The organism is Marinobacter sp. MA (assembly GCF_048298425.1).
Taxonomy (GTDB): Bacteria; Pseudomonadota; Gammaproteobacteria; order Pseudomonadales; family Oleiphilaceae; genus Marinobacter; species Marinobacter salsuginis.
The window spans coordinates 1,458,716-1,485,338 of the sequence record NZ_CP103058.1; the positions used below are offsets into that span (position 1 = coordinate 1,458,716).

At 55.9% G+C, this 26,623-nt stretch carries 22 protein-coding genes and 1 tRNA gene; 15 read left to right on the forward strand and 8 right to left on the reverse strand.

The window, feature by feature from the left end; all coding sequences use genetic code 11:
* The first annotated feature begins 29 nt into the window (after nt 1–29).
* From NUW46_RS06845 to NUW46_RS06885, 9 genes are all read left to right on the forward strand, one after another.
* The gene (locus tag NUW46_RS06845) at nt 30–2,630 is read left to right on the forward strand and encodes a TRAP transporter permease (protein ID WP_209398297.1); all 2,601 of its coding nucleotides are present in this window, start codon (nt 30–32) and stop codon (nt 2,628–2,630) included.
* 152 nt (nt 2,631–2,782) lie between these two features.
* Nucleotides 2,783–4,708, forward strand: coding sequence for a threonine--tRNA ligase (gene thrS / locus NUW46_RS06850; protein ID WP_418141736.1), 1,926 nt, complete (start codon nt 2,783–2,785; stop codon nt 4,706–4,708).
* On the forward strand, nt 4,705–5,250 hold the full coding sequence (gene infC / locus NUW46_RS06855) for a translation initiation factor IF-3 (protein ID WP_083231826.1): 546 nt from the start codon (nt 4,705–4,707) through the stop codon (nt 5,248–5,250). Before thrS ends, infC begins: the two co-directional genes overlap by 4 nt.
* 95 nt (nt 5,251–5,345) lie before the next feature.
* On the forward strand, nt 5,346–5,537 hold the full coding sequence (gene rpmI / locus NUW46_RS06860) for a 50S ribosomal protein L35 (protein ID WP_007151842.1): 192 nt from the start codon (nt 5,346–5,348) through the stop codon (nt 5,535–5,537).
* 50 nt (nt 5,538–5,587) lie between these two features.
* A complete protein-coding gene (gene rplT, locus NUW46_RS06865) occupies nt 5,588–5,941 on the forward strand; it encodes a 50S ribosomal protein L20 (RefSeq protein ID WP_418141737.1) in 354 nt (117 codons plus the stop codon).
* 152 nt (nt 5,942–6,093) lie between these two features.
* Nucleotides 6,094–7,092, forward strand: coding sequence for a phenylalanine--tRNA ligase subunit alpha (gene pheS, locus NUW46_RS06870; RefSeq protein WP_418141738.1), 999 nt, complete (start codon nt 6,094–6,096; stop codon nt 7,090–7,092).
* 61 nt (nt 7,093–7,153) lie between these two features.
* The gene (gene pheT, locus NUW46_RS06875) at nt 7,154–9,526 is read left to right on the forward strand and encodes a phenylalanine--tRNA ligase subunit beta (protein ID WP_418141739.1); all 2,373 of its coding nucleotides are present in this window, start codon (nt 7,154–7,156) and stop codon (nt 9,524–9,526) included.
* A 3-nt stretch (nt 9,527–9,529) separates the two neighbouring features.
* On the forward strand, nt 9,530–9,832 hold the full coding sequence (gene ihfA, locus NUW46_RS06880; protein WP_007151838.1) for an integration host factor subunit alpha: 303 nt from the start codon (nt 9,530–9,532) through the stop codon (nt 9,830–9,832).
* Nucleotides 9,813–10,178: a MerR family transcriptional regulator gene (locus NUW46_RS06885; RefSeq protein ID WP_008170477.1), complete on the forward strand. Its 366-nt coding sequence runs from the start codon at nt 9,813–9,815 to the stop codon at nt 10,176–10,178. The genes ihfA and NUW46_RS06885 overlap by 20 nt, the downstream gene beginning before the upstream one ends.
* A 66-nt stretch (nt 10,179–10,244) precedes the next feature.
* On the opposite strand, the gene NUW46_RS06890 is transcribed toward NUW46_RS06885, so the two are convergent.
* Nucleotides 10,245–10,433, reverse strand: a complete 189-nt coding sequence (locus NUW46_RS06890; RefSeq protein ID WP_008170476.1) for a YgaP family membrane protein — start codon at nt 10,431–10,433, stop codon at nt 10,245–10,247.
* Nucleotides 10,434–10,562: 129 nt separating this feature from the next.
* Here NUW46_RS06890 and NUW46_RS06895 point away from each other — a divergent pair, with 129 nt between their 5' ends.
* Nucleotides 10,563–11,192 (forward strand): Crp/Fnr family transcriptional regulator, encoded by a 630-nt coding sequence (locus tag NUW46_RS06895; protein WP_418141740.1) that lies wholly within the window; start codon nt 10,563–10,565, stop codon nt 11,190–11,192.
* A 44-nt stretch (nt 11,193–11,236) separates the two neighbouring features.
* Here NUW46_RS06895 and NUW46_RS06900 read toward each other — a convergent pair.
* Nucleotides 11,237–11,313, reverse strand: a tRNA-Pro gene (locus tag NUW46_RS06900).
* 117 nt (nt 11,314–11,430) lie between these two features.
* Nucleotides 11,431–13,074 (reverse strand): FMN-binding glutamate synthase family protein, encoded by a 1,644-nt coding sequence (locus tag NUW46_RS06905; protein ID WP_418141741.1) that lies wholly within the window; start codon nt 13,072–13,074, stop codon nt 11,431–11,433.
* Nucleotides 13,075–13,334: 260 nt separating this feature from the next.
* On the opposite strand from NUW46_RS06905, the gene NUW46_RS06910 reads away from it, so the two are divergent.
* Nucleotides 13,335–14,927: a BCCT family transporter gene (locus NUW46_RS06910; RefSeq protein ID WP_418141742.1), complete on the forward strand. Its 1,593-nt coding sequence runs from the start codon at nt 13,335–13,337 to the stop codon at nt 14,925–14,927.
* A 60-nt stretch (nt 14,928–14,987) separates the two neighbouring features.
* On the opposite strand, the gene NUW46_RS06915 is transcribed toward NUW46_RS06910, so the two are convergent.
* The 4 genes from NUW46_RS06915 to NUW46_RS06930 all read right to left on the reverse strand — a co-directional run bounded on the left by NUW46_RS06915 (nt 14,988) and on the right by NUW46_RS06930 (nt 18,783).
* Nucleotides 14,988–15,935 (reverse strand): alpha-L-glutamate ligase-like protein, encoded by a 948-nt coding sequence (locus NUW46_RS06915; RefSeq protein ID WP_418141743.1) that lies wholly within the window; start codon nt 15,933–15,935, stop codon nt 14,988–14,990.
* A 1-nt stretch (nt 15,936) separates the two neighbouring features.
* The gene (locus NUW46_RS06920; protein WP_008170458.1) at nt 15,937–17,454 is read right to left on the reverse strand and encodes an inactive transglutaminase family protein; all 1,518 of its coding nucleotides are present in this window, start codon (nt 17,452–17,454) and stop codon (nt 15,937–15,939) included.
* Complete coding sequence (locus NUW46_RS06925; protein WP_418141744.1) at nt 17,451–18,248, reverse strand: ATP-dependent zinc protease; 798 nt, start codon at nt 18,246–18,248, stop codon at nt 17,451–17,453. Before NUW46_RS06925 ends, NUW46_RS06920 begins: the two co-directional genes overlap by 4 nt.
* Before the next feature lie 145 nt (nt 18,249–18,393).
* Entirely contained in the window at nt 18,394–18,783 is a 390-nt protein-coding gene (locus NUW46_RS06930) for a hypothetical protein (protein ID WP_153634469.1), read from the reverse strand.
* A 287-nt stretch (nt 18,784–19,070) separates the two neighbouring features.
* Here NUW46_RS06930 and rmuC point away from each other — a divergent pair, with 287 nt between their 5' ends.
* Nucleotides 19,071–20,546 carry a DNA recombination protein RmuC gene (gene rmuC / locus NUW46_RS06935; RefSeq protein WP_153634468.1) on the forward strand — a complete coding sequence of 492 codons (1,476 nt, stop codon included), beginning with the start codon at nt 19,071–19,073 and terminating at the stop codon, nt 20,544–20,546.
* Nucleotides 20,547–20,551: 5 nt separating this feature from the next.
* Nucleotides 20,552–21,406, forward strand: coding sequence for a hypothetical protein (locus NUW46_RS06940; RefSeq protein WP_069184929.1), 855 nt, complete (start codon nt 20,552–20,554; stop codon nt 21,404–21,406).
* Between the two features lies 1 nt (nt 21,407).
* On the opposite strand, the gene NUW46_RS06945 is transcribed toward NUW46_RS06940, so the two are convergent.
* The gene (locus tag NUW46_RS06945; RefSeq protein ID WP_153634466.1) at nt 21,408–22,427 is read right to left on the reverse strand and encodes an AraC family transcriptional regulator; all 1,020 of its coding nucleotides are present in this window, start codon (nt 22,425–22,427) and stop codon (nt 21,408–21,410) included.
* A 195-nt stretch (nt 22,428–22,622) separates the two neighbouring features.
* On the opposite strand from NUW46_RS06945, the gene NUW46_RS06950 reads away from it, so the two are divergent.
* On the forward strand, nt 22,623–23,744 hold the full coding sequence (locus NUW46_RS06950; protein WP_209398285.1) for a CaiB/BaiF CoA transferase family protein: 1,122 nt from the start codon (nt 22,623–22,625) through the stop codon (nt 23,742–23,744).
* 117 nt (nt 23,745–23,861) lie between these two features.
* Complete coding sequence (locus tag NUW46_RS06955) at nt 23,862–26,546, forward strand: penicillin acylase family protein (RefSeq protein WP_418141745.1); 2,685 nt, start codon at nt 23,862–23,864, stop codon at nt 26,544–26,546.
* Nucleotides 26,547–26,623: the final 77 nt, after the last annotated feature.

Sequence of the window (26,623 nt, forward strand, 5' to 3'; positions counted from 1 at the left end):
AACAACCTTTCACGCTACAGGAAGAACTTATGGCAACGAGCGATCCGTCGAACGGAGGTAGCGCTGGCGGCGGCAATGTAGAAGAAATCCTTCAAACCGAAACCGGGGGCAGGGCGGCGACCGGTTACGCGGCCGTTATTCTGTTCATCGTTCCCCTTGTGTGGTCGCTGTTCCAGCTCTGGATTGCGTCACCGCTCCCGTTTATTCTGGATTTCGGCATTTTCAATTCGACGGAAGCCCGTTCGATTCACCTGGCGTTCGCCGTTTTCCTGGCCTTCGCGTCTTTTCCGATGATCCGCGGTCGTCATGTCAACGCGGTCCCGATTTACGACTGGATCCTCGCCGTTGTGGCGGCGTTTTGTGCCTCTTATCTATACGTTTTTTATGAAGAGCTTTCGACGCGTCCCGGTGCGCCGATCACCCAGGATCTTTGGGTTGCGCTGATCGGTCTGGTGCTGCTGCTGGAAGCTACCCGGCGTTCACTTGGTCTGCCATTGACCATCGTGGCCGCGGTATTCATAACCTACTCTATTGCCGGCCCCTACATGCCGGATGTGATTGCCCACAAGGGCGTCAGTCTTAGCAAGCTGGCTTCCCATCAATGGCTGGGTACGGAAGGCGTGTTTGGTGTGGCGCTCGGGGTGTCCACCAGTTTTGTCTTTCTGTTTGTTCTGTTCGGCGCACTGCTGGAGAGGGCCGGTGCCGGCAACTATTTCATCAAGGTGGCCTACGCCATGCTTGGTCACATGCGGGGCGGCCCGGCCAAGGCTGCGGTTGTGTCCAGTGGCCTGAGTGGTGTGATCTCTGGTTCCTCCATCGCCAATGTGGTGACTACCGGGACCTTCACCATTCCGTTGATGAAGCGGGTGGGTTTTCCAGCCACCAAGGCTGGCGCCGTCGAAGTGGCTGCTTCAACGAACGGTCAGCTGACGCCGCCCATCATGGGCGCAGCCGCGTTCCTGATGGTTGAGTATGTGGGTATCTCTTACCTTGAGGTCATCAAGCACGCGATCCTGCCGGCGATGATTTCCTACGTCGCCCTCATCTACATCGTGCACCTCGAAGCTTGCAAGCTGAACATGCAGGGCATCGAGCGGTTGAACAAGCCCACCATGGCGCAGCGGATGCTGAACTGGGTGGTGATGCTGCTGGGCCTGATCATACTCACTCTGGTTGTGTACTACGGCATAGGCTGGATGAAGACATTGCTCGGCGAGGCAGCCATCTGGGTGCTGGCGCCGCTGCTGGTAGCCGTCTATGTCGCCCTGGTAGGTTACGCGACGCGTTTCCCTGAGCTGGAAGAGGACGACCCGAACAAGGACATGGGCGAGCTGCCTCCGGTCGGGCCAACCGTGAAAACCGGCCTGTATTTCCTGCTGCCGGTGGTGGTCCTGGTGTGGTGCCTGACTGTTGAGCGCTTTTCACCCCAGCTTTCCGCGTTCTGGGCTACCGTGTTCATGATCTTCATTGTGATCACCCAGCGGCCGCTGAAAGCCTTTTTCCGCAAGCGTGGCGACTTCGCCCGCCTGACCAAAGACGGCTTTTTCGATCTGGCCCATTCGCTGGCCACCGGCGCTCGCAACATGGTCGGTATTGGCGTGGCGACCGCCACCGCAGGGATTGTGGTGGGCACCGTCACCCTGACGGGTATTGGCCTCGTAATGACGGCCTTCGTGGAGTTCCTGTCTGGCGGCAATCTGCTGCTCATGCTCATTTTCACCGCCATTATCAGTCTGATTCTCGGAATGGGGCTGCCAACTACCGCGAACTACATTGTTGTCTCCACTCTGATGGCGCCGGTGATTGTCACCCTTGGTGCCCAGAACGGGCTGATCGTACCGCTGATTGCGGTGCACCTGTTCGTGTTCTACTTCGGCATCCTCGCGGATGATACGCCACCGGTGGGTCTTGCCGCCTACGCGGCGGCGGCCATTTCGGGTGCCGACCCGATACGGACCGGTGTGCAAGGTTTTACCTACGATATTCGAACCGCAATCCTGCCGTTCATGTTTATCTTCAACACCCAGTTGTTGCTGATCGGCCTGACGGGGTGGTTTGACCTGCTGGTGACCATCTTCAGTGCGGTCACGGCCATGCTGGTATTCTCGGCCGCTACCCAGGGCTACTGGTTTACCAAGAGCTATAAATGGGAAACAGTGTTGCTGCTGCTCATCACCTTCACTATGTTCCGTCCAGGTTTCTGGTGGGACATGGTTTACCCGCCGACTGAAGACCAGCCGGGTGCACAGGTCATGGAGTATGTCGAAGAGGTTCCGGCGGGCCAGCCGATCATCCTCAAGGCATCTGGCATGAATATCGATGGCGATGAGGTGAGCACCTATGTGCGGCTGCCGATTCCCGCAGGCGAGACACCTGAGCAGCGACTGATGGAGGCCGGCCTGGAGCTGAGCCCTGACGGCGACAAAATGGCGGTGGACTTTGTCGGGTTTGGCAGCCCGGCGGAAGAGGTCGGCATCCAGTTTGGCTGGACCATCGATGCCGTGCAGGTTCAGCTTTCGCGACCGCCGAAGGAGCTGATGTTCATTCCGGCCCTGGCGCTTCTGGGTCTTCTGGCCTATGGCCAGCTCCGGCGACGGGCCCGCGAAGAGGCAGCCGGCCAGGCGGCCTGACAGAGCCCTGGATGCGAGAAACCCGGCATTAACCTGCCAAGTTTTTTTCTGTTAGACTTCGCCTCGAATCGGCCCGCGGTTTGTATCGCGTCGCGCCGTCACCATGTGGTCTCTGGTATAGATCACCGCTGAGTAACCAACAGGAGCTTTTCATGCCCGTCGTAACCCTGCCCGATGGCAGCCATCGCAGTTTTGCCGAACCCGTAACCGTTCATGACGTTGCCGCCGATATTGGCGCTGGCCTTGCCAAAGCCGCCCTTGCCGGAAAGGTGGATGGTCAGCTCGTGGACACCAGCTATCGCATCGAGAATGATGCCGACCTCGCCATTGTCACAGAACGTGACGAGGAGGGCGTTGATATCATTCGCCATTCCACGGCGCACTTGATGGCCATGGCTGTCCAGGAACTGTTTCCAGGAGCCCAGGTTACCATCGGCCCGGTGATCGACAACGGCTTCTACTACGACTTCAAGTACGACCGCCCGTTCACCAATGAGGACCTGGCGCGGATCGAGAAGCGTATGGAAGAGCTCGCCAAGCAGGACCTTCCGGTTTCGCGCTCCATCATGTCCCGTGATGAGGCGATCAAGCTCTTTGAAGATATGGGCGAAGAGTACAAGGTCCGTATCATCCAGGACATTCCGGGCGACGAAGACCTTTCGTTCTACAGTCAGGGCGACTTTATCGACCTGTGCCGCGGTCCCCACGTGCCAAGCACCGGCAAACTGAAAGCCTTCAAACTGACCAAGGTGGCCGGCGCCTACTGGCGGGGCGACATCAGTAATGAGCAGCTTCAGCGCGTTTACGGAACCGCCTGGGGCAACAAGAAAGATCTGAAGGCCTACCTGCACCGTCTGGAAGAAGCAGAGAAGCGAGATCACCGCAAGGTTGGCAAGAAGCTTGGCCTGTTCCATATGCAGGAAGAGGCGCCGGGCATGGTGTTCTGGCATCCCGATGGCTGGTCGCTCTACCAGGAAGTCGAACAATACATGCGCCGCAAGCAGCAGGAGCATGGCTACAAGGAAATCAAGACGCCACAGGTGGTGTCGCGAACCCTGTGGGAGAAGTCAGGGCACTGGGACAAGTTCAAGGACGACATGTTCACCACCGAGTCGGAAAAACACGACTACGCAATCAAGCCCATGAACTGTCCGTGCCACGTTCAGGTCTTCAACCAGGGGCTGAAAAGCTACAAGGACCTTCCGCTGAGGCTGGCAGAATTCGGTTCCTGCCATCGGAACGAGGCTTCCGGAGCGTTGCATGGACTCATGCGGGTTCGGGGCTTTACCCAGGACGATGCGCACATTTTCTGTGAAGAAGACGCTATCCAGCAGGAAGTGTCGGCATTTATTGAAATGCTGCACGAAATCTACACGGATTTCGGGTTCACTGAAATCCTTTACAAGCTCTCAACCCGTCCGGAAAAGCGGGTTGGCTCCGATGAAGTCTGGGACAAGGCGGAAGCCGCCCTGGAAGAGGCGCTGAATCGTGAGGGCGTAGACTGGGAACTGCTGCCGGGCGAAGGGGCCTTTTACGGGCCCAAGATCGAGTTCTCCCTGAAAGACTGTATCGGACGGGTGTGGCAGTGTGGCACCATCCAGGTAGACTTCTCGATGCCGGGTCGTCTGGGAGCGCAGTATGTTGCTGACAATTCGGAGCGGAAAACTCCGGTCATGCTGCACCGGGCGGTGTTGGGTTCCTTCGAGCGTTTCATCGGGATCCTGATCGAGGAATACGAAGGAGCATTCCCGACCTGGCTCGCGCCGACACAGGTGGCAATCCTCAATATTACCGATAATCAGCGTGATTATTGTCAGAATCTGGCGAAAAAGTGGGATTCTTTGGGGTATAGGGTTAATGCTGACTTGAGAAACGAGAAGATCGGCTTTAAAATCCGCGAGCATACTCTTAACAAGGTTCCCTATCTTGTCGTCGTAGGTGACAAGGAAATCGAGAATAACGCGGTTGCCGTACGTACCCGCAAGGGCGAAGATCTGGGAACTTTATCGCTTGAAGCGTTCGAACAGCTGTTGGCTGATGAAATTCAACGCAAAGGCAGAACCAAGACGGAGATCTGATTATTAAACAGCGAACGAATCGGGGTGGGCGTACTCCGAAAGCGCCTATCAATGAGAATATTGACGCAACTGAAGTCCGCCTGATCGATGCCGAAGGCAACCAGGTCGGAATTGTGCCAATTGAGGAAGCTCTAAAGCAGGCCGAAGAGGCTACCCTTGATCTGGTGCAGGTTACGGATTCCGATCCGATCGTCTGTAAGATAATGGACTACGGCAAGAAGATCTTCGAAGAGAAGAAAGCCAAGGCGGCTGCCAAGAAGAAACAGAAGCAGACGCAGGTCAAAGAGCTTAAGTTCCGTCCCGGAACTGAAGAAGGGGATTATCAGGTCAAACTACGCAACCTGATACGTTTCCTTGAAAACGGGGACCGCGGCAAAATCACGATCCGTTTCCGAGGCCGTGAGATGGCACACCAGGAAATTGGTATGCAGCTCATGCAGCGCATCGAATCCGACGTGGAAGAGCTTGCCCAGGTAGAGATGCGGCCGAAAATGGAAGGCCGGCAGATGACCATGGTAGTGGCGCCCCGCAAGAAGAAGTGAACCTGATCGGGTGCTTGTCCCCCGCGCATGCGGGGGATTTGTCGTTCAGGGGCACATCATTGTTTATTTAAAAATAGAATGCGGAGTTTTAAAAAATGCCCAAGATGAAAACCAAAAGCGGAGCCACCAAGCGGTTCAAGAAAACCGCCACCGGCTTCAAGCACAAGCAGTCCTTCACCAGCCACATCCTGACCAAGAAGAGCCCGAAGCGTAAGCGTCAGCTGCGCGGCACCAAGCTCATCGCCAAGTCGGATGTTGCATCTATCAAGCGTATGACCGCGTGCTGATCCAGCCGCGAGAATCATTCCTTAGAAAGTACAGGTAGAAGGATTAAAGTATGGCTCGTGTAAAACGTGGTGTGGTCGCACGCCGTCGTCACAAAAAGATTCTCAATCAGGCCAAAGGTTACTACGGCGCTCGTAGCCGGGTATTCCGTGTAGCCAAGCAGGCGGTTATCAAGGCCGGTCAGTACGCGTACCGTGACCGTCGTAACCGCAAGCGTGCTTTCCGCGCTCTGTGGATTGCCCGTATCAATGCTGGTGCCCGCGCTAACGGTCTGTCTTACAGCCGTCTGATCGCTGGCCTGAAAAGGGCTAACGTTGAAATCGATCGTAAGGTTCTGGCCGATCTGGCCATGAACGAGCAGCAGGCGTTTGCCGCTGTTGTTGAGAAGGCCAAAGCGTCCCTGTGATCGCTTAGCTCTTTCATCGATTGCTGATCGATATGGGCGCCCCATGATTTCATGACGGCGCCTCCTGATAGGGGAAGGGCACGCTCTTCCCCTATTTTTGTTTTTGAAGTTACGTTTTTAAGCACTTCCATTTCTGGTTTGGAGCAGGGTCAATGGAAAACCTGGAGCAACTGGTTCAGGACGGTCTGGCAGCAGTTGATAGCGCCGACAGCCTGCAGGCACTTGATCAAATTCGTGTTGAGTATCTTGGCAAGAAGGGTGTGATTACCCAGCAGGCGAAAACTCTTGGCAAGCTCTCGGCCGAGGAGCGCCCTGCCGCCGGCCAGAAAATCAATGAAGCCAAGGGGCAGGTTGAAGACGCCATCGATGCCCGGCGAACAGACCTTGAGCGTGCTGCCATCGAGCAGAAACTAGCCAGTGAGTCCATCGATGTGACCTTGCCCGGCCGTGGGCAGGACCTTGGCGGGTTGCACCCGGTTACCCGCACCCTGCAAAGGATTGAGCATTTCTTCGCCCGCGCCGGCTATACCGTCGAGCAGGGGCCCGAGATTGAAGACGATTACCACAACTTCGAAGCGCTCAACATTCCGGGGCATCACCCGGCCCGTGCCATGCACGATACGTTCTATTTCAACCCGGGTACGCTGCTGAGAACCCATACCTCGCCGGTACAGATTCGTACCATGGAAGCGGGCAAGCCGCCGTTCCGGATGATATGCCCCGGGCGGGTTTACCGTTGTGATTCGGATATGACGCACACCCCCATGTTTCACCAGGTGGAGGGTTTGCTGGTCGAGAAAAACGTCAGCTTTGCGGATCTCAAAAGTACAGTCGAAGAGTTCCTGCGAGTGTTCTTTGAGCGAGATCTTCAGGTCCGCTTCCGTCCCTCGTATTTCCCCTTTACGGAGCCTTCCGCAGAAGTGGACATCGAGTGGGGGCGGGAAGCCGACGGCAGCATCAAGTGGCTTGAGGTCATGGGTTGCGGAATGGTGCACCCCAAGGTGTTTGAGTATTGCGGAATCGATGCCGAGGAGTACCGTGGCTTCGCATTTGGCCTGGGCGTCGAGCGCCTGGCCATGCTTCGTTACGGCGTCAACGATCTGCGCATGTTTTTCGAGAACGATCTGCGCTTCCTGCGCCAGTTCCGTTAACAGGCAAGATTACGGGCATCCAACCAAACAGGCATAACCGCATCAGGACAAGGCAATAACCATGAAATTCAGTGAACAGTGGCTGCGCGAGTGGGTCAATCCGCAAATCGATACCCAGGAATTAATGGACCAGATCACCATGGCCGGTCTGGAGGTGGACGGTTTCGAGCCGGTGGCCGGTCAATTCAACGGCGTAGTCGTTGGAGAGGTCAAATCGGTAGGTCCACATCCTGACGCAGATAAACTGCGGGTCTGCCAGGTCAGTGACGGCACTTGTGAAGTGCAGGTGGTTTGTGGCGCTCCCAATGTCCGTGAAGGCATGAAGGTGCCTTTTGCAGTGGTTGGTGCGGTCCTGCCCGGTGATTTCAAAATCAAGAAGGCCAAGCTTCGCGGCCAGCCCTCCGAGGGCATGCTCTGTTCCGAGTCGGAGTTGGGGCTGTCCGATAATCACGATGGCCTGATGGAGCTCCCCGCGGACGCACCGGTCGGTCAGGACGTAGCGGACTACCTGAAGCTGAATGATGTCACCATTGACGTGGACCTGACGCCCAACCGCGCCGACTGCCTGTCTATCAAGGGCATCGCCCGGGAAGTGGGTGTTCTGAACAGCATGTTGGTCGACAGCCCCGAAATCGAGCCGGTGGAATCGGTGCACTCTGAAGTGCCTGATATCCGCGTGGAAGCGCCAGCAGGTTGTCCACGGTATCTGGGTCGGATTCTTCGTAACGTGAACCTGCAGGCGGAATCGCCCCTGTGGATGCAGGAAAAGCTGCGCCGTTCCGGGATTCGCTCAATTGACGCCGCCGTGGATGTCACCAATTACGTGATGCTGGAACTTGGTCAGCCCATGCACGCCTTTGACCGTGATGAAATCGAGGGCGGGATCGTTGTCCGGATGGCGCGAATTGGTGAAAAGCTGGTTCTGCTGGATGGCCAGGAAGTCGAACTGACCCAGGGCACCCTGGTAATTGCAGATCACGAAAAACCGATCGCCATTGCCGGTGTCATGGGTGGAGAACATTCCGGTGTCAGTTCCAAAACCCGGGATCTGGTGCTGGAGGCCGCCTATTTCGATCCGATTACGCTGGCAGGCAAGGCTCGTCACTATGGCCTGCACACAGACGCATCGCACCGGTTCGAGCGGGGCGTCGATTACAAGTTGGCGCGGGAGGCCATGGAACGGGCAACCCGTTTGCTGATGGATATCGTGGGCGGTGAGCCTGGAGAAATTGTTGAAGTTGCCAGCGATGAGGATATCCCCGGGGATCGGCATGTCGACTTGCGTGCTCGCCGGCTTAACGACGTTCTGGGTATGGAAATCGACCGTACTACCGTTGAGGAAATTCTCACCCGGCTGGGCCTTCGGGTGGAAAAGCTCCTGAAAGACGGCTGGCGGGTGAGTGTGCCCAGCTTCCGCCCGGATATCTCCATTGAGGAAGATCTGATTGAAGAAGTGGGGCGGATCTATGGCTATAACAATCTGCCCGTAACCGAGCCAACTGGCTCGCTCGGTCTGCGTCCGGAGCAGGAAGCTGTTCGACCGGTATCTGCTATCCGCAACTTCTTTGTGGATCATGGGTATCAGGAGGCAGTGACCTACAGCTTTGTCGATCCGAAAGTTCAGCAGCTGGTGGATCCTGATCGTCAGGGCATTGCGCTGGCCAATCCGATTTCCTCGGATCTGTCGGTGATGCGAACCACCCTATGGAGTGGTCTGCTGAAAACCGTCGCCCACAATCAGAATCGTCAGCAGCCGCGCATCCGGCTATTCGAAACCGGTCTGCGCTTTCTGCGGGAGGGCGAGCGGATTGATCAGCAGCCGATGCTGGCCGGTGTCGTGGTTGGTAGCCAGTATCCTGAAAACTGGGCAAACGGTCGCAGAACAGCGGATTTCTTTGATGTAAAAGGGGATCTGGAGAGTCTGTTCAGGTTGCTGGGTATAGAGATTCAGTTTATCGGCAGCAAACACCCTGCGTTGCATCCGGGACAGACCGCGGAACTTATGCGCGATGGCGAGCACGTGGGCTGGCTGGGTACTCTGCATCCACAAGTTCAGAAAAATCTTGAACTTAATGGCACGATCCTGATGTTTGAGCTATTCTTGAATTCAATCGTTACCGGATATGTGCCTAATTTCAAAGAAATTTCAAAATTCCCGGAAGTTCGTCGGGATTTGGCTATTATTATCGGGAGTGAGGTAGCGTTCGCCGATGTAGAGCGTGTGGCCAGAAAGCATGCCGGTGAGCAGCTGACAGCGTTGCGTGCGTTTGATGTCTATGAGGGCGAGAGTCTGGGTGAAGGTAACCGGAGCCTGGCCCTGAGCCTGTTCTGGCAGCATCCCGAACGTACATTGAACGAGGATGAAGTGCATTCGCTCTTCAACGGTGTGATCGACGCATTGAAAGAAGAGCTGGGGGCAACACTGAGGAGTTGAGAAATGGCGGCTTTGACGAAAGCGGAAATGGCAGAGCGGTTGTACGAGGAATTGGGCCTGAACAAGCGCGAAGCCAAGGAAATGGTAGAAGCTTTTTTCGATGAGATCAGAGGCGCTCTCAGCCATAACGAACAGGTGAAGCTGTCGGGTTTCGGTAACTTCGACCTTCGGGACAAGAAGCAGCGGCCGGGACGGAACCCGAAAACCGGTGAAGAGATTCCCATCAGTGCACGGCGTGTCGTTACGTTTCGCCCGGGACAAAAACTAAAGCAAAAAGTAGAAGCGTATGCTGGAACCCAGTCATAACAACGAACTTCCCACGATTCCGGGGAAGCGCTATTTCACCATCGGTGAGGTGGCGGAGCTGTGCGCTGTAAAAGCGCACGTACTTCGCTATTGGGAACAGGAGTTTCCCCAGCTGTCGCCGGTAAAGCGCCGGGGCAACCGCCGGTATTATCAGCGGGCGGATGTTATTACCATTCGCCAGATTCGGAGCCTGCTCTACGACCAGGGCTACACCATCGGTGGCGCCAAGCAGAAACTCAGTAGCCACGAGGTAAAGGACGACACGTCCCAGTACAAGCAACTGATCCGGCAAATGATTACCGAGCTGGAGGAAGTGCTCGAGGTGCTGAACGCGCCCGTCAAATAGAGTTCATCAGGCTCTGAAGAAAAACCGGGACAGCATGGCTGCCCCGGTTTTTTTATGCCCGCTTGGTTACTGCTTCCTGCAGGTTTTGATGCCCAGCAACGAATAGGCAGGGCAGTTGCCCACCAAAGCGGTTGCCAGAGGCACAATGCCAATCCAGCCCCAGGGTGTTTGCGGGCCCACAAATACGAGAGCCAGCAGTACAATGCCGACGATGGCGCGAATGATACGGTCCGCAGATCCCATATTGATGCTCATGATCCTTTCTCCTTGCTTGATATGCGATGACAGAACGGACTTTAGCGCCTGCTCGCTGGCGGTTCAGTGATAAAGTCACACAAGGCCGGCCGCCGGGCTGAGCTAATCTAATGACCTATGGAAAAGTCGATGGTGCAACATAGCATTCTTGAAACCTTGTCTGAGCCTCTTCGCAAAGAAGTCCTTGGCAGCCTGCAGCCTCTTCATTTTGAGCATGGAAGGATTCTGTTCCGGGCTGGGGATCCCTGTCAGGGGCTTCCTCTGGTGCTGAATGGAACCGTGAAGGTCCAGATGACCGGCCTGTCCGGTCACAGCATCGTGCTTTATCGGATGGGGGCTGATGACATTTGCACACTGTCTATCGGTTGTCTGATGACAGGCGATGGCTTTCGTGCAGAGGCAGTGGTTGAAGAGGATGCCGAAGTGTTTATGGTGCCCAGGGGGCTGTTTGACCGGCTGATGGACCAGTCTGCCGATTTCAGGCTTGGTATTATGGAATCCTACGGACGCCGTTTGAATGACCTGATGTTACTGGTGGAAGAGGTCGCTTTCAGGCGTATGGATGAGCGTCTGTTTCAGTGGCTTGAGGCCAGGGTCGGACAGGGAATGATGACTATCACTCATCAGGAACTTGCCGTGGAGTTGGGAACCGCCAGGGAAGTGGTTAGCCGCCTGCTGAAAGAGTTTGAACGCAAGGGCATGCTGCGGCTTGCCCGAGGAAAGATCGAGTTCACCAGTTCGTTTCCCGGTAAGCCCTGAAGCAAAAAGCCCGGACCTTTCGGCCCGGGCTTTTTGTCGGAATCTGGTCGGGACGGTAGGATTTGAACCTACGACCCCTTGCACCCCATGCAAGTGCGCTACCAAGCTGCGCTACGCCCCGATTCGCTCTGTGCCAACTGGAAAAACTTGAGAGTATTCTCAGTGGCTTAGCGGGAGCGAAGTCTACACGAGCCCATGGAAAAAATAAACATCCGATGGCGATTTTGATGCCCGTTTTTTAGCGCAGCTTGGTTTCCCGGAGTTTCAGGATAAATTCGGGTGGTTCAAAGGTGTCTGGCCGGGCAAATTCCCAGTACTTGTCGAACACCGTCAGCCCGGTTTTTCCCTCCAGCAGGGCCCCGGGTTCGAGGAATGGAAACAGATCCATGTAAGAGTGCACCTCTGTTTTGGATACCCGCCGAACGATGTGCTCCGGGCCGAGTTCGGAAGGGTGCCTGAGCCCCGAGGCTTCCAGCAGGTTCTGCAGCGCGTCGAGCGTATTCTTGTGGTAGTTGTATACCCTTTGGCTCTTGTGCTCTACGTCGAGCTTTATGCCGCGTCGGGGGTCCTGGGTGGCTACGCCGCTCGGGCAGCGCCCGGTGTGGCAATTGAGCGCCTGTATGCAGCCCAGCGCAAACATATAGCCCCTGGCGGCGTTGCACCAGTCAGCCCCCAGCGCCAGGGTTCGCGCAATGTTGAAGGCCGAGGTGATCTTGCCGGCGGCGCCAATGGCAATGTCCTCGCGAAGATTGGTACCCACCAGAGTGTTGTGAACCAGCAGGAGCGCTTCGGTCATTGGCATTCCCAGCCGATTAATAAACTCGAGGGGAGCCGCACCGGTGCCGCCTTCGCCGCCGTCGACCACGATAAAATCCGGTTTTCGCCCGGTCTCCAGCATGGCTTTAACGATGGCAAACCATTCCCACGGGTGGCCGATAGCGAGCTTGAAGCCAACGGGCTTGCCTTCGGACAGCTCCCGCAGCCGGTCAATGAATTCCAGCATTTCTGTTGGTGTTGAGAACGCCGAATGGCTGGCAGGGGAGACGCAGTCCTCGCCAACCGAAACGCCTCGTGCTTCGGCGATCTCGGGCGTTACCTTGGCGCCGGGCAAAATTCCGCCATGACCTGGCTTTGCGCCCTGGGATAGTTTGAGCTCTATCATTTTGACCTGATCAAATGAGGCATTCTCGCGAAACATGTCTTCGTTAAACGAACCATCTTTGTGACGGCAGCCGAAGTATCCCGAACCGATCTCCCAGACCAGGTCACCGCCGGGCTGTTTGTGGTAGCGGGAAATGGAGCCCTCTCCGGTATCGTGATAGAAGCCTCCCATCCTGGCGCCGGTATTGAGACTGAGGATGGCGTTGGCTGACAGCGAGCCAAAGCTCATGGCAGAGATGTTGAACACGCTTGCGTTGTAGGGCTTGTCGCAGTTTTTTCCGATCAGGATACGGAAATCGCTACTACTGAGGCGGGTGGGTGCAAGGGAATGATTCATCCACTCGAAACCCTCATCGTACATCCCGAGCTGTGAGCCGAAAGGGCGCTTGTCCAGAACATTCTTCGCGCGCTGATAGACGATGGTGCGCTGTTCCCGTGAAAAGGGACGCTCTTCCGTGTCTGACTGGATGAAATACTGCCGGATTTCAGGGCCCACGGATTCAAGCAGATAACGAAAGTTGGCCATGATCGGATAGTTCCGGCTGACCGTGTGTTTTCGTTGCATCAGGTCGTAGGTACCCAGGGCCGCGAACGCGCCAAATATTACCGGAAATACATAACCTTCCTCCAAGACCAGGGCAAGCCCGAGCGAGACAAAAAATCCGGCAATGCTGAGTGCATAGGCGGTATAGCGAAGCGGAAAGGTCTTTGTTTTTTCCATGGGATCCTCTGATTGGCTCGGAAAAGCCGACTCGAACAGAGCGGCAGCTGATGAAGAGTTTAGTCGTACGATGCGGGATCCTGTCGCGATTGGTCCCGAATCTGGCTGGTCCGTTTTCGATCATGGTCTATGATTAATATCAAGGCGGCAAAATAATCGTGGTTTTGATGTTTTGAACTCAAAACATTATGATAACGCGCTTGTAATGTCTGAATACCGATTCTGAATAAACGATTTACCAACTCAGGAGGCTCCATAACGTGGGCGAGGTAGTTAAAGACGAATATTCCACGGATTACGTGGCTGGCCAGGACAATATCACTCCGTTCGGGCTGGATCTCCATGCACCGGTATTTCCGATTACGGCGATACTGGTTGTTGCGTTTGTGATAGGCACCCTGATGTTCCCCGGGCCAGCGAAAGAGCTGCTCGACGGGGCAAAATGGGACATTATCGCGACGTTTGACTGGTTTTTCCTGATCAGTGCCAACATCTTCGTGGTGGTGTGCCTGGCTCTGATCTTCCTGCCGATGGGTAAAATCCGCATCGGGGGGCAGGACTGCAAACCTGAATTCTCAACGCTTTCCTGGTTCTGCATGCTTTTCGCCGCCGGTATGGGCATTGGTCTTATGTTCTGGGCCGTGGCCGAGCCGGTGGCTTACTACACGGGATGGTACGAGACGCCGTTCAATGTAGAGGCAAACACAGATGACGCCCGTAATCTTGCGATGGGCGCGACCATGTACCATTGGGGTCTGCATCCCTGGGGCATCTATGCAGTCGTTGCTCTTTCCCTGGCGTTTTTCGCCTTTAACAAAAACATGCCTTTGACCATTCGCTCGGCCTTTTTCCCGCTGCTGAAAGACAAGGTGTGGGGCTGGCCTGGACACATTATCGATGTGCTGGCTGTTGTCGCGACGATCTTTGGTCTGGCAACGTCACTCGGTTTCGGTGCCCAGCAGGCGGCTTCTGGTCTGAACTACCTGTTTGGTACAGGTGCAGATACGAATATCCAGATGGCGATCATTGTCGGCGTCACAGCCCTCGCATTGATCTCGGTGCTCAGGGGGCTCGACGGTGGCGTAAAGATTTTGAGTAATATCAACATGGCCGTTGCGGGCATTCTGCTGTTGTTCGTTATATTTGCCGGTCCGACGATGACAGTTCTGGAAACTCTCTGGGTGACTTCCTCCAATTACGTGGGCAACGCATTGCAACTGAGTAATCCGTTTGGCCGCGAGGACGAAGCCTGGTTCCAAGGCTGGACTGTATTCTACTGGGCTTGGTGGATTTCCTGGTCACCGTTCGTAGGTATGTTTATCGCGCGCGTGTCCAAGGGCCGTACCGTTCGTGAATTTGTCACTGCCGTGTTGATCGTCCCGACTGTTATCACTGTTGTATGGATGAGCGCCTTCGGTGGTGCCGCCATTGAACAGATCCAGCAGGGCATTGGTGAACTGGCTGAGAACGGCCTGACCGAGGTTTCGTTGGCTACGTTCCAGATGTTCGCGAACCTCCCGCTGACTGGAATCCTGTCATTTGTCGGTATCGTTCTGGTTCTGGTGTTCTTCGTAACATCTTCCGACTCTGGTTCGCTGGTCATCGACAGTATTACGGCTGGTGGCAAGACTGATGCACCGACCGCCCAGCGTGTGTTCTGGGTAGTTGCCGAGGGTGCGATTGCTGCAGCTCTGATCTTTGGCGGCGGTGAAGATGCACTGGGCGCGATCCAGGCAACCGCTATCAGTGCGGGGCTGCCATTTACGGTGGTTCTCCTGATCATGACCTGGGGGCTTCTGAAGGGCCTCAGTCACGAGCGGCAACTGTTGATCGCCCGGGGCGAACTGTCCTGAGGGGTCGTGGAAATAAAAAACCGGGGCTTTGGCCCCGGTTTTTTTATGTTTGCTATTAACTCAGTTACTGGCAAACGTTTCCATGGCGAAACGTGAACGCTCCAGAGGCGTGAAGTGTGGACGTTTGAGCGCTTCAATCGCGCGGAGTCGGGGAAGCAGTCCGCGGCCATTTGCCATCTGGATTGCCAGTCCGGGCCGGGCGTTCAATTCCAGTAGCAGTGGCCCCTCGTTCGCATCTACCACCAGATCAACCCCCATGTAGCCCAGCCCGGTTGCTTCGTAGCAGCGGGAGGCCATTTCCAGCATCTCATCCCAGGCTTCTATCTGGATATTCTCCAGTGCCAGACCGGTGTCCGGATGGAGGGTTACGGGGCGGTTGAACTGAACGGCATTCAGTCCCTGGCCAGAGCCGATATCCAGGCCAACCCCAACGGCGCCCTGATGCAGGTTTGCCTTACCGTCAGACGCGGTTGTGGCCAGCCTCAGCATCGCCATTACCGGGTAACCCTGGAAGACGATAATCCGGATGTCGGGCACACCCTGGTGAGAGTATTTCGCCAATGAGGGGGCGGACTCCACCAGGTTTTCGACGATCGCCACATCTGGGGTACCCGCGAGCGAGTAGAGCCCGGCCAGAATGTTGGTCAAATGACGTTCCAGGAACGGAGAATCTACCCGCGACCCGGATGCCTTAATGTACTCATCGCCATCCCGACCGGTTATGACGGTAATCCCCTTGCCGCCAGACCCTTTTGCCGGTTTTATCGCAAATCCGGCCAGATCCTCTGCCATTTCCCGGAAGTGTGATATCTCATGCTGTTGGCGGACAACCTGAAGCAGTTTCGGGGTTTTTACGCCGTATTCGGCAACCACCAGTTTTGTTTTCAGTTTGTTGTCTACCAACGGATAGGATGACCGCTCATTGTACCGGGCAATGTAATCCACATTGCGCCGGTTCATGTTCAGCATTCCCAACCTCTTGAGCGATCTCGGCGATATCCAGTCCATGTCAGTCGTACGCCTTCATTGGCGTAAAGCGCCTCAGCTCGCTGAGCTTGTAGCCGGTGTACTGACCCATCAACAGGATCAGACCGAGAATAACAAGGTGCAGCTCCGGGAAGTTGAAGGTGAGGTGGCCGGCCAAGGGTGCGCTCATCAGCAAATAGGCGCAGATGGCCACAAACAGACTGCCTGCGCCCTGAACCATGACCTCATGCGCCCCTTCTTCTTCCCAGAGAATGGACATCCGCTCGATGGTCCAGGCGATGATCACCATCGGGAAGAAGGTGACCGTCATGCCGGTATTGAATCCCATCTGATAGCCGATAATGCTCAGGCCCGCGGTTATAAAGATAACCAGGATGATCAGGGCGGATATGCGGGATACCAGCAGCAGGTTAAGGCTGGACAGGTAGCCGCGCATCAGCAAGCCAATAGATACCACCGACAGGAACGCGATCAAGCCCGGCACCAGAGTTGTCTGCACGAAGGCCACTGCGATCAACACGGGCATGAAGGTGCCAGAGGTGCGAATGCCGATAACAATCCGCATGAAAGCGACCATCAGTGCCCCCAGTGGCAGCAACAGCAGCATTCGGAACATGCTTTGCTCTTCTATGGGCAGCTCGTAAAAGCTCAGGAAGCCGAGACCATTGGCTGCGGATTCCATAGTTGCCAGTTGAAGGGCAGGAACCGTTTGCCTGAGCATCGAGAAGCTTACTTCCGAGTTCTCGCCACCTACCACATCCAGCAATGAGGCTGCCCCCTGGCGCCAAAGCAGGAGGTCTTCAGGCACGCCCTGTTCGGCAGTCTTCGGGTTGAAGGTGAGCCAACGCTTGCCGTTATAAATTTGCAGGTAGGGCATCAACTGCTGCCGCCGCCGGGCATCCTCGAGCCTCAGTCCGTCCGCTGTTCTGGCGGCAATACCACTGTGGTTGAGCATGTCGACCAGAAGATCCAAGTAATTCTCTTCTGAAACCAGCAGGGTTGTGTTCTGTGTCCGGCTATCCGGCTGCATCAGCCGGATCAGCTCGCGGGTCATGCTTTCCGGTGTGCTCGAGCGGGCTTCTGCCTGACTAAGAATTTCCTGTACAGCGGTTGCCTCGGGCTCTTCCCAGAAGGTCCTCGGTGTTTTCGGTTCGCGCGCCGGGATTTCCGGTCCGGCGTCTGGATCCGGAATGAACTGGGCTTTGAAATACAAAGTCTGCGGCCCGGACACTTCCCGCTTGCTCCATTCCGCCCGGCGGCTGCCCGATGTATCGATGATGGAAAAGCCATAGCCGGGCGAAGCCGCCTGTTCGGTCAGGATGCGAAAGCCCGGTGGCTGCTCGGGGATATTCAGGCTGGCAAGAACCGAACCGTCCACTGCGTCAAAATCAATGCGGGCCTCGACCATCCAAACTGGTCGTTGTTCGCCCGTGAGCCAGGGTATGCCAAGCTCAACGTGCCTCCAGACAGCAAGCGAAATGCCCGCAGAGATGAGCAGGAAAACGGCGATGTAAAAAGGCAGGCGCGAGCGGGTGGTCACGATTCGTTCCCATTGCTGTTGCGGATGGATTCAGGCAGCTCGGTTGCATATTCCTTGCCGACATCGATCAGCATGACGTCACGCAGAATATTGCGGCCGATCAGAACCTCGTAGGTGAGGTTGGTTCTGTCGGCAAGTGTAAACTCCGCAACCTGTTGGTGATCGCCAATAAAAAACTGAAGCTCGACGACGACCCGACGCTCCGCTTCATCGGCGCTGGCCTGGATTACGCGAACCCGGCGAGAGATCTCTTTTTCCAGGGTTACAAACTTGTCTGCACCGGGAACAGGCACATCAAAGCGCACCCAATTGTTGCCGTCCCGCTCGAACCGGGTGATGTTGCGTGCGTCTATCGAGGAAGTTTCGGCACCGCTGTCAATGCGAGCCTTGTAGATCAGGCCGGGGCCCGCAAGGTAGAAGTTTTCAACCTCGCCGACAATCACCTTGCCCTTCAGGCGGTCTGCACGCCCTTTCGAACTATCTGTTGCGGGGCATTGTATCTGGGCCCGCACTGGCGGACATTCAGGTTTTTCCACCTGGGTGGCAATTGCGTCGAGTATGGTCTGAGTCGAAGAGCGGGTTTGGGCAATGGCTTGCTCGTGCCTGACCGCTGAGTTTTCTTCCATGGTAACGAGAGTTGCCCGCTGACTCTTGATGGATCCCTGGAGTTCATTCATATCCGTTTTGGGAACCATGAAATAGCGGTCTGCCGAGCATCCCGTCAGCAGAAGAATGCCTGCAAGTGTGGTGACGGAAAGCTTAGGCAGTCCAGCCCGATACCATTTGAAACCCATTAAGAACCCCTGAGCTGGCAGTCTGTCACGCTCGATACCGAGCTATTGTGACGGTCTATGCGTGTGAAACCGGATAAATAGGAAGGGAAGTATACAACATCCAATCTGTGTGGTTGATTTACAGATGGTTAAGGGGCAGTAGTGTTTACCGTGACAGGAAATTCCCCTCTCCGAGAACAGTCTCAGCGCGCAGGTATTCCTGGATTACCGGGGAGCAGTTAAGGTAGAAAAGCAATAGTTCGCGCTGCACATCCTGATCCTGGATTCTGGCTGCGAAGCTGATCAGCTCCCGGATTTCCTGGTCACTCTCAGACTTGCTGGAGGGCATGCCGAAACTCTTGCCATACCGCGCCTTCAGCAGGTTGGTAAGACGCTCGAGATGAAACTCGCCCGTGTGGGTAATGTGCGGAAGGATTCTGAAGCCGTCCTTGTTGCCGTTCGGACGGGTGCCGAATAAGCCTGCCTGGCTGTCCTGGCCGGAGCAGTCATTGTGCAGAAACTCCGCCTCCAGTTTTCGCCACAGTTCTTTCAGCATGATCTGTTATCCGTTTCTGATCTGGTTCGGGCCCGCCGTGCGGTTAAAAAAGGGTAATAACCACTTGGCGAGTGAACATTTTACCCTTTTAGACGATATTACGTTGGCCGTCCAGAGGCAGATGCCCGAGCTTTAAAATAATGCCAAACAGTCGTGGTCCTTAGTGCCTCGCCATTCTGATTGACGGCGTGCCGGGCAAAAGGTTCCCTTCGTGGGGTAGACTGTTGTGGGGCCGGGAAACACCGGTTCCTCAATCAAACACAGAACCGTAACAGGAGTAGTACCAGGTGTCTGAAGCCCTCACGGAACTGATCTTGTCCCGGCCCGATCTGATGGCGGGATTGATGGTTGTGTTAATCCTTTTGATCGTTCTGAAAGGGCTCTGGGGCAGGAATGGTCGACTTGGGCAGGACGTTGAACAGTGGCGACAGCATGCAACCGCCCTCGAAAATCGGGTGGCCGGTCTGGAGTCGGATCTGGAAAATGGCAAGCAGCGCGTGGCACAGCTGGAGAGCGAGCGTCAGAGCCTGCAGGCGAAGTCGGACGAGCTTTCCCGCGAGCTGGGCGAGGCCCGCGTCGCGCTCCGCGAGAAGGAAGTGACCATTGAGAAGGAGCGCCGATCCGCCCATGAAAAACTGGAGTTGCTTGAGCGTAACCGTGATGCCTTGAAGACGGAGTTCGAGAATCTGGCCAACAAGATTTTTGAGCAGAAGAGCGAGCGTTTCAGCCAGCAGACCCGCACCAGCCTTGATACTCTGCTCAATCCCTTCAGGGACCAGTTGCAGGACTTCCGCAAGCGGGTTGAAGACGTGTACACCACCGAAACCCGTGATCGTCAGGCCCTCCGTAGTGAGATCAAGTCACTGCAGGAACTGAATCGCCAGATAACCGAGGAAGCATCCAATCTGACCCGCGCCCTTAAAGGCGACAAGAAGATTCAGGGTAACTGGGGTGAACTGATCCTTGAACGGGTACTGGAGAAATCCGGTCTGCGCAAGGGTGTGGAGTATGATACCCAGGGAAGCTATCGCGACGGCGAAAATCAGCTCTACCGGCCGGATGTCATTGTCCATCTGCCGGATAGCCGCAACCTGATTATCGATTCCAAGGTCTCACTGGTGGCCTACCAGCAGTGGGTGACGGAGGAAGAGGATTCCGGAGTCAAGGAGGAGGCGCTCAAGCAACACGTCGAGGCCGTGAGGAATCACATTCGTACCCTTAGCGAAAAAGACTACAGCCAGCTCCACGGCCTCCATTCCCCGGACTTTGTGTTGCTGTTCATGCCGATAGAGCCCGCTTTTGTGGCAGCATTTCAGCAGGACGAGAACCTTTTCGCAGAAGCCTTTGAGCGAAAGATTATTGTGGTAACGCCAACCACGCTGCTGGCAACACTGCGAACCATTGAGAACATCTGGCGGTACGAACGCCAGAGCCAGAATGCCCGGCAAATCGCTGAGCGGGCTGGCGCTGTTTATGACAAACTCAGGGTGTTTGTTGAGGCGATGGAGCGCCTGGGCACACAGTTGCATACTGCCCAGGGAACCTATGATTCGGCCATGAACACCCTGACCCGTGGGCGTGGCAACCTGATCTCCCAGGCGAATCGATTTGTAGAGCTGGGTGTTCGGGTGAAAAAGGAATTGCCGAAGGGGATAATGGACCAGGCCGAAGTAGACGAGGGTGAAGAATTCCGTCATTCAGGGGACAACGACCTGCCTGATTCAGAGAAGCAGGCGATTGGTGCAGATAACGAGCAGGAGTAGATGCCATGGCAGTATTATTTGGAACAGGTCGCTGTTTTGCCCTGGGGGCTGTATTGGCTTCCGCGCTCCTGTCCGGGCCCGCGCTGGCGCTGGCGCCCGAGCACGAGACTCGCAGATTGATGCTCGCTACCGAAGGGGCAGTGGTTGCGGAAAACTGGGGCGAGGCCGCTGAGTATCTGAACCGCTTGCAGCAACTGGAAGGTGAAAAGCCCGCTGATTACTATTTTTATCGGGGGCGGGTGATGCTGCAGTCTTCCCACCTGAACGAAGCCCAGTCTGCTCTTGAGACCTATGTGAGCCGCGCCGGCGCTGAGGGTGCCCACTACCAGGAATCCCTGCAGTTGATCACTTCCATTGAAAAGACCCGAAAGCAGAATGCCCTGGCCCCACAGGCAACCGGTGAGAGTGAACAGGTTGCGGTCATTGAGCCGGCGGGTGAGGGCCGTATCGAGTCTTTGCGCAAGCTGTATCTGGCAGATTCAGACCGCGAGGCACTGACGCTTCATATCAACAGCCTGCTCGAATTGGCTGGCTGGCGCCGTGATCAGGCGGTCGTGCGGCTCGATCGGCCAGCCGATGTTGAATACCGTCTTGGCACCCAGGGAGAGGAAATCCAGATTCAGGAACTGAAGCGCGCCGAGGATGGCCGGATACTGCGAAGCACAGAGACGATGTCGGTGTTTGGCATCAACCCCAGGGTGGAATGGCGTTGTGAGGCGACTGTTTCAACTTGCTGGGTCTATGATCCGAGGGACGGTTCCCGACTGCTTCAACTGGCCGAAAACCGGGAAAGGGCCCAGGAAATCGCCGAAACGCTCGGGCAGCTGATCCGTTCGCTTCAGGCGCCCTCGGGGTCCTGAGTCAATCGGAGAGATCACCACGCTCGCCTTCACGATAGGCGCCTGGCGTCACCCCGGTCCACTTCTTGAAGGCCCGATGGAAGGTTGAGGGTTCGGTGAAACCGACTTTGGCGGCGATGTCGTTAATAGGAAGTTCCTGCCGGCTCAGATAGTAAATAGCCATATCCCGGCGTAACAGATCCTTGATCTCCTGGAACGAGGTATTCTCCTGCTTCAGTCTGCGTCGCAGTGTCTGCGGGCTGGTATGCAGGCCCGCTGCAATCCATTCAAAATCCGGCAACGGCTTCGAAAGATCCCTGCCGATCAGCGCCCGAATGCGTCCCGTAAAGGTGTTACTCTCGTCCGGACGGGATAGCAGGTCTGCCGGGGAGGTCTTAAGGAATTGCCGCATCTCCGGCTTGTCGCGGATGACGGGCGCAGACAGGAAGCGCTTGTCGAAGGTGAGGGCGATTCTGTCAGACTCGAATGCCAGGGGGCAGTGGAAAATGTGCCGGTATTCGTCGCCATGGGCCGGCCGAGGGTAATCGAACTCGGCCTTCTCCAGCTCGATGGGTTGGCCGATGAGCCAACTGCCCAGTCGGTGCCAGATCACCAGAATACTCTCCCGCAGGAAAAAGCTCGGATCGTTGATCTCGCCCTCTATCCGGGTTACGAGCTGAGCCTTGTCCTTGCCAACCTCCAGTTCCATGGACACCATGGGTTCAAACAGACGGGAAAACTGGAAGGCCTGCCGGTATACAGATTCCAGATTGGGGCAGTCAATCACCAACGCGCACATGGTGGCAAAGGTTCCTGTTCGGGCCCTTCTGGGCCCCAGCCCCATGAACTCATCTCCCATGCGGTTCCAGAGCACCTGCATCAAATGGCTGAACTGATCACTGCTGACCCTCGCCATCTCGATGCGCAGCAGGTCGGGAGAGATTCCGGCTTCCCGGAGCATTTCACGGGTATCAAAACCAAGTCGCTCGGCGCCCACAAGGGCCGCCTGTACAAAGTGCTTCGAAACCGTCAGATCGGACATTACGCTCGCCATTCCATGAAAACGAAACCCATCATAAAACCCCGGCAGAACAATGCAACCGAAGCCGTTTGGCCACACTGGTAGAAACGGCCAATCGGAATGAAGGAACCGGCAGTTGGCCCGCTTGGCAAAACCGGGCAGCATGAAGGAAACGAATGCTATTTGCGTAAACCTGAGAATAAAAAGGAGATTATCATGGCGGGTCCTCTGACTTCGCTGAAAGTTCTGGATTTCAGCACCTTGTTGCCCGGCCCCTACGCCACCATGCTGTTGGCGGACATGGGGGCAGATGTATTGCGTGTGGAGGCACCGGACCGAGTGGATCTTACCCGGGTAATGCCACCCCACGATGCCGGCGTGAGCACGGCCCACGGGTTTCTGAACCGTGGCAAGAAGTCGCTCGGGCTTAACCTTAAAGAGGAGGGCAGCCGGGAGAAGGTTCTGGAATTGGTCAAGGACTATGACGTTGTCGTTGAGCAATTCCGGCCGGGAGTGATGGATCGGCTTGGTATCGGCTATGAAGCCCTCAAGTCGGTAAACCCTCGCCTGATCTATTGCTCCATCACCGGCTATGGCCAGACCGGCCCCTACAAGGATCGAGCGGGCCACGACATCAACTATCTCTCCCTGGCTGGAGTAAGCAGTCACTGCGGCCGGGCTGACAGCGGGCCGCCGCCGATGGGTATCCAGATTGCGGATGTGGCCGGCGGTTCACACCACGCCGTCATGGGCATTCTGGCTGCTGTTATCCATCGACAGCAGACCGGAGAAGGGCAGTTTGTTGATATCAGCATGACCGACGCGGCCTTTGCGCTGAACGCCATGGCCGGGGCCGCCTGCCTGGCTGGTGGCCAGGAGCAGAAGCCGGAGAGCGCATTGCTCAACGGCGGCTCATTCTACGACTACTACCAGACCAGCGACGGTCGCTGGCTCTCGGTAGGCAGCCTCGAACCCCAATTCTCCGCCCGCCTGTGCGACACCCTCGGTATTTCCGATATGAAAAGCCTGGCCATGAGCCAGAAGCCCGAGCATCAGCAGCAACTTAAAGCCGCCATCAAGGCAAAAATTGCTGCGAAACCCCTGGCCGAGTGGCAGGAGATCTTTGCCAACCAGGACGCCTGCGTGGAGCCGGTTTTGACGATCTCGGAGGCCGCCAAGCATCCACAACTTAAAGCGCGGGATATGGTGATTGGAGTTGACCGGGGAGACGGCACTCAGCAGCCGCAGATCGGATTCCCGATAAAGTTTGAAAAAACGCCATCGCAAACGTCCCGGATCGGGAAAATGCTTGGGGCTGATAATGATCAGTTTCTTTAGAAGAAAATAACGTGAATAAGTGTTCAGTTTTGTCTGGCTGAAAAGGAGGGCTCTGCTAATTTTATAGATGTCACCGGACATGGTGAAAACGTAGTGAACAAATACAAGGAAAACACTATGAAGCTCAGGAAAACACCGAGTGGCAAACATGCCCTCAGTCTCACTGTCGCCCTGCTTGGCAGTACCTTGCTGGCGGGTTGTTTTGACAGCGACAATGACTCTTCTGGACCCTCACAGGCTGAGGTGGATCCCAATCTCTTTCCTTCGGATGGTCAGCTTGAGGCAACCATTCGTCGAACAACGGGTGGCGTTCCTCACATTGTTGCTGATGACCTGAAATCTGCCGCGTTCGGGCACGGATACGCTCAGGCTCAGGACAACGTCTGTATGCTGGCGGAAGCCGTCGTCAAGGCCCGAAGCGAAAGGTCGAAGTATTTTGGGCCGGGGCCGGACGTTCAGTTTGCACCCGGGGCCAGCGTAGGGCTCAACATCATTAACGACTTCAGCTTCAAGGCCCAACAGATATACGCAGGCGCTGAGGCCGAGTTCCCCACTTTAAGCCCGGAGAGCCGTGCGCTTATTGAAGGCTTTACAGAGGGGTATAACCGCTACGTTAACGAAACTGATGCCTCTCAGTTCCCGGCAGAATGTGCGGATCAGGACTGGGTCAAGCCGATAACTCCAGTGGATCTGCTGGCTCATTATCGAATTGTTGGCCAGTACGCCAGTGGTGCGTTGTTCGCCACGGGCGCGGTTTTCCTGGCAGTCCCCCCAGGAGAGAGTCCGGCACCTACACCAGTAAGCTCGGTGACCAATGCTGAGGAAGTAAATAACCTGCTCAAAAGCGTTGTGGCTACCGCAGAAGCTGGCGCGAGATCACAGACAAATTTCGCGGATATGGGGCTTGCCAGTAACGCGTGGGGTATTGGTAGCGAGTTGACCGAGCAGGGACGGGGCGCTCTTTTGGCGAACCCTCACTTCCCGTACACAGGCCATCGCAGGCTTTATGAAGTCCAAATGACGGTTCCGGGATACCTGAACGTCCACGGTGCGGGGCTACTTGGTACGGCAATTCCGCTGATCAATTTCAACGAGAATCTTGCCTGGTCCCACACGGTTACGACCAGTCGCCGCTTTACCTGGTATGAGCTGGTGCTGAAGGATGATGGAGAATTCCTGACATACGTGAAGGACGGGGTTGAAAAGCCGATCACCACTGAGACCTATCAGATTGAGGTCGATATGGGGATGCCGCAACCTGTTGTGCTGGAGAGAACCTTCTATTTCTCCGAGTATGGTCCCATGATCGCAGCCAATGCTGTCAGCAGTCAGCTGCCAGCCTGGGGCGACAACGGTGCCCTGAACGCGTCTTCAATGGTTGCTCACACCTATCGTGATGCCAATGCCAATACCGGCGGCCTTCTGGACACCTGGTTGGGCATGAGTCGAGCCAGCAACCTTGAAGAGTTCCAGAGTGTCTTCCAGAACTGTGGGTCGACCCTCTGGACCAATACTACCTACGCTGATGACCAGGGTAATGCGTTCTACATTGACAGCAGTTCGGTACCAAATCTCTCCGAAAAAGCTATCGCCCTCGTTAATTTGAGAAGAGCGAGTAGCGACGCTTATGCCGGTCTATTTGATCAAGGCGTGACACTACTGGATGGCAGGCTTTCCCAGGAGGACTGGGTTGAGACAGCATGTGGTCCTCTGGTTCCCTATGACCAGAAGCCGAAGCTGGTAAGATCGGACTGGGTGCAGAACTCCAACAGCAGTTACTGGTCAACCAATCCGGACGAGTTCCTGACAGGCTTTTCACCTCTGTTTGGTGATGAAAAGGCGCCTATCAATCCCCGTACGCGCCTGGGCATCAAGATGCTGCAGAATCTGATGGATCCTGGCTTCCCGGACGCGCCGCTACCAGCAGGGCAGGATGGCAAGTTCAGCGCGGAAGAACTTATTGGTGTGATCTGGAACAACCGGGCATGGTATGCAGAACAGTTCCTCCCGGAGCTTCTGCAGCGCTGTGATGCCATCGGCACCACCGCGGTGAACGGTGTCGATTTGTCGTCCTGGTGTCAGTCTCTGAGCAACTGGGATGGGCTATACAACCGGGATAGCGTCGGTGCTCATATCTTCCGTGTTTTCATGGCTAATTATCGCAACGATCTGGACTCAGATCTGACGACGCCTTTCAGCCCGGCTGATCCCGTGGGGACACCGGCTGATCCATCTGAAGAGAATGCCGGGACCGCAAGCGACACCATGCTCTTGGCGCTTGCCGATGGTGTGGCTGCTCTGCAATCTCAGGGAATTTTGCCGACTGATGCCCTTGGAAGCCTTCAGTATTACCGCGCTTCCGGTGGCGTGGCCCCAGGCTCCGGCGCGACACCAGTGTTCCAGACTCAGCCAATTCCCTGGCACGGTGGTGACGGCAACATAGATGGAGCGTTCAACGCGATCGGTGTGGTGACGGATCCGTTCCTGGAAGACACGCGTTTCCCGCGGATTGCACCGTCAACGATCGACAATACTGCCGGATTGTCTGACGGAACGGATGGCATTGATGGCTGGTTGATGGCCAGAGGTACTAGTTGGCATTTTGGTCTGGAGTTCACGGACAACGGTCCGGAGGCTTATGGCCTTGTGAGTTATTCGCAGTCCACAGACTCCATGTCACCTTTCTTCAGTGATCAAAGTGAACAGTATTCCAACAAGGAGTTCCGCCAACTGTTCTTCACGGAAGAGGACATTCAGGCGAATCTGTTGCCACAAGGTCAGACTGTTATTTCTTCGGATTGAGAAACAGTCCACTATGAAAACGCCGCACCCTAACAAGTGCGGCGTTTTTCGTTGCTATTGGTCATGTCGTTGAGAAC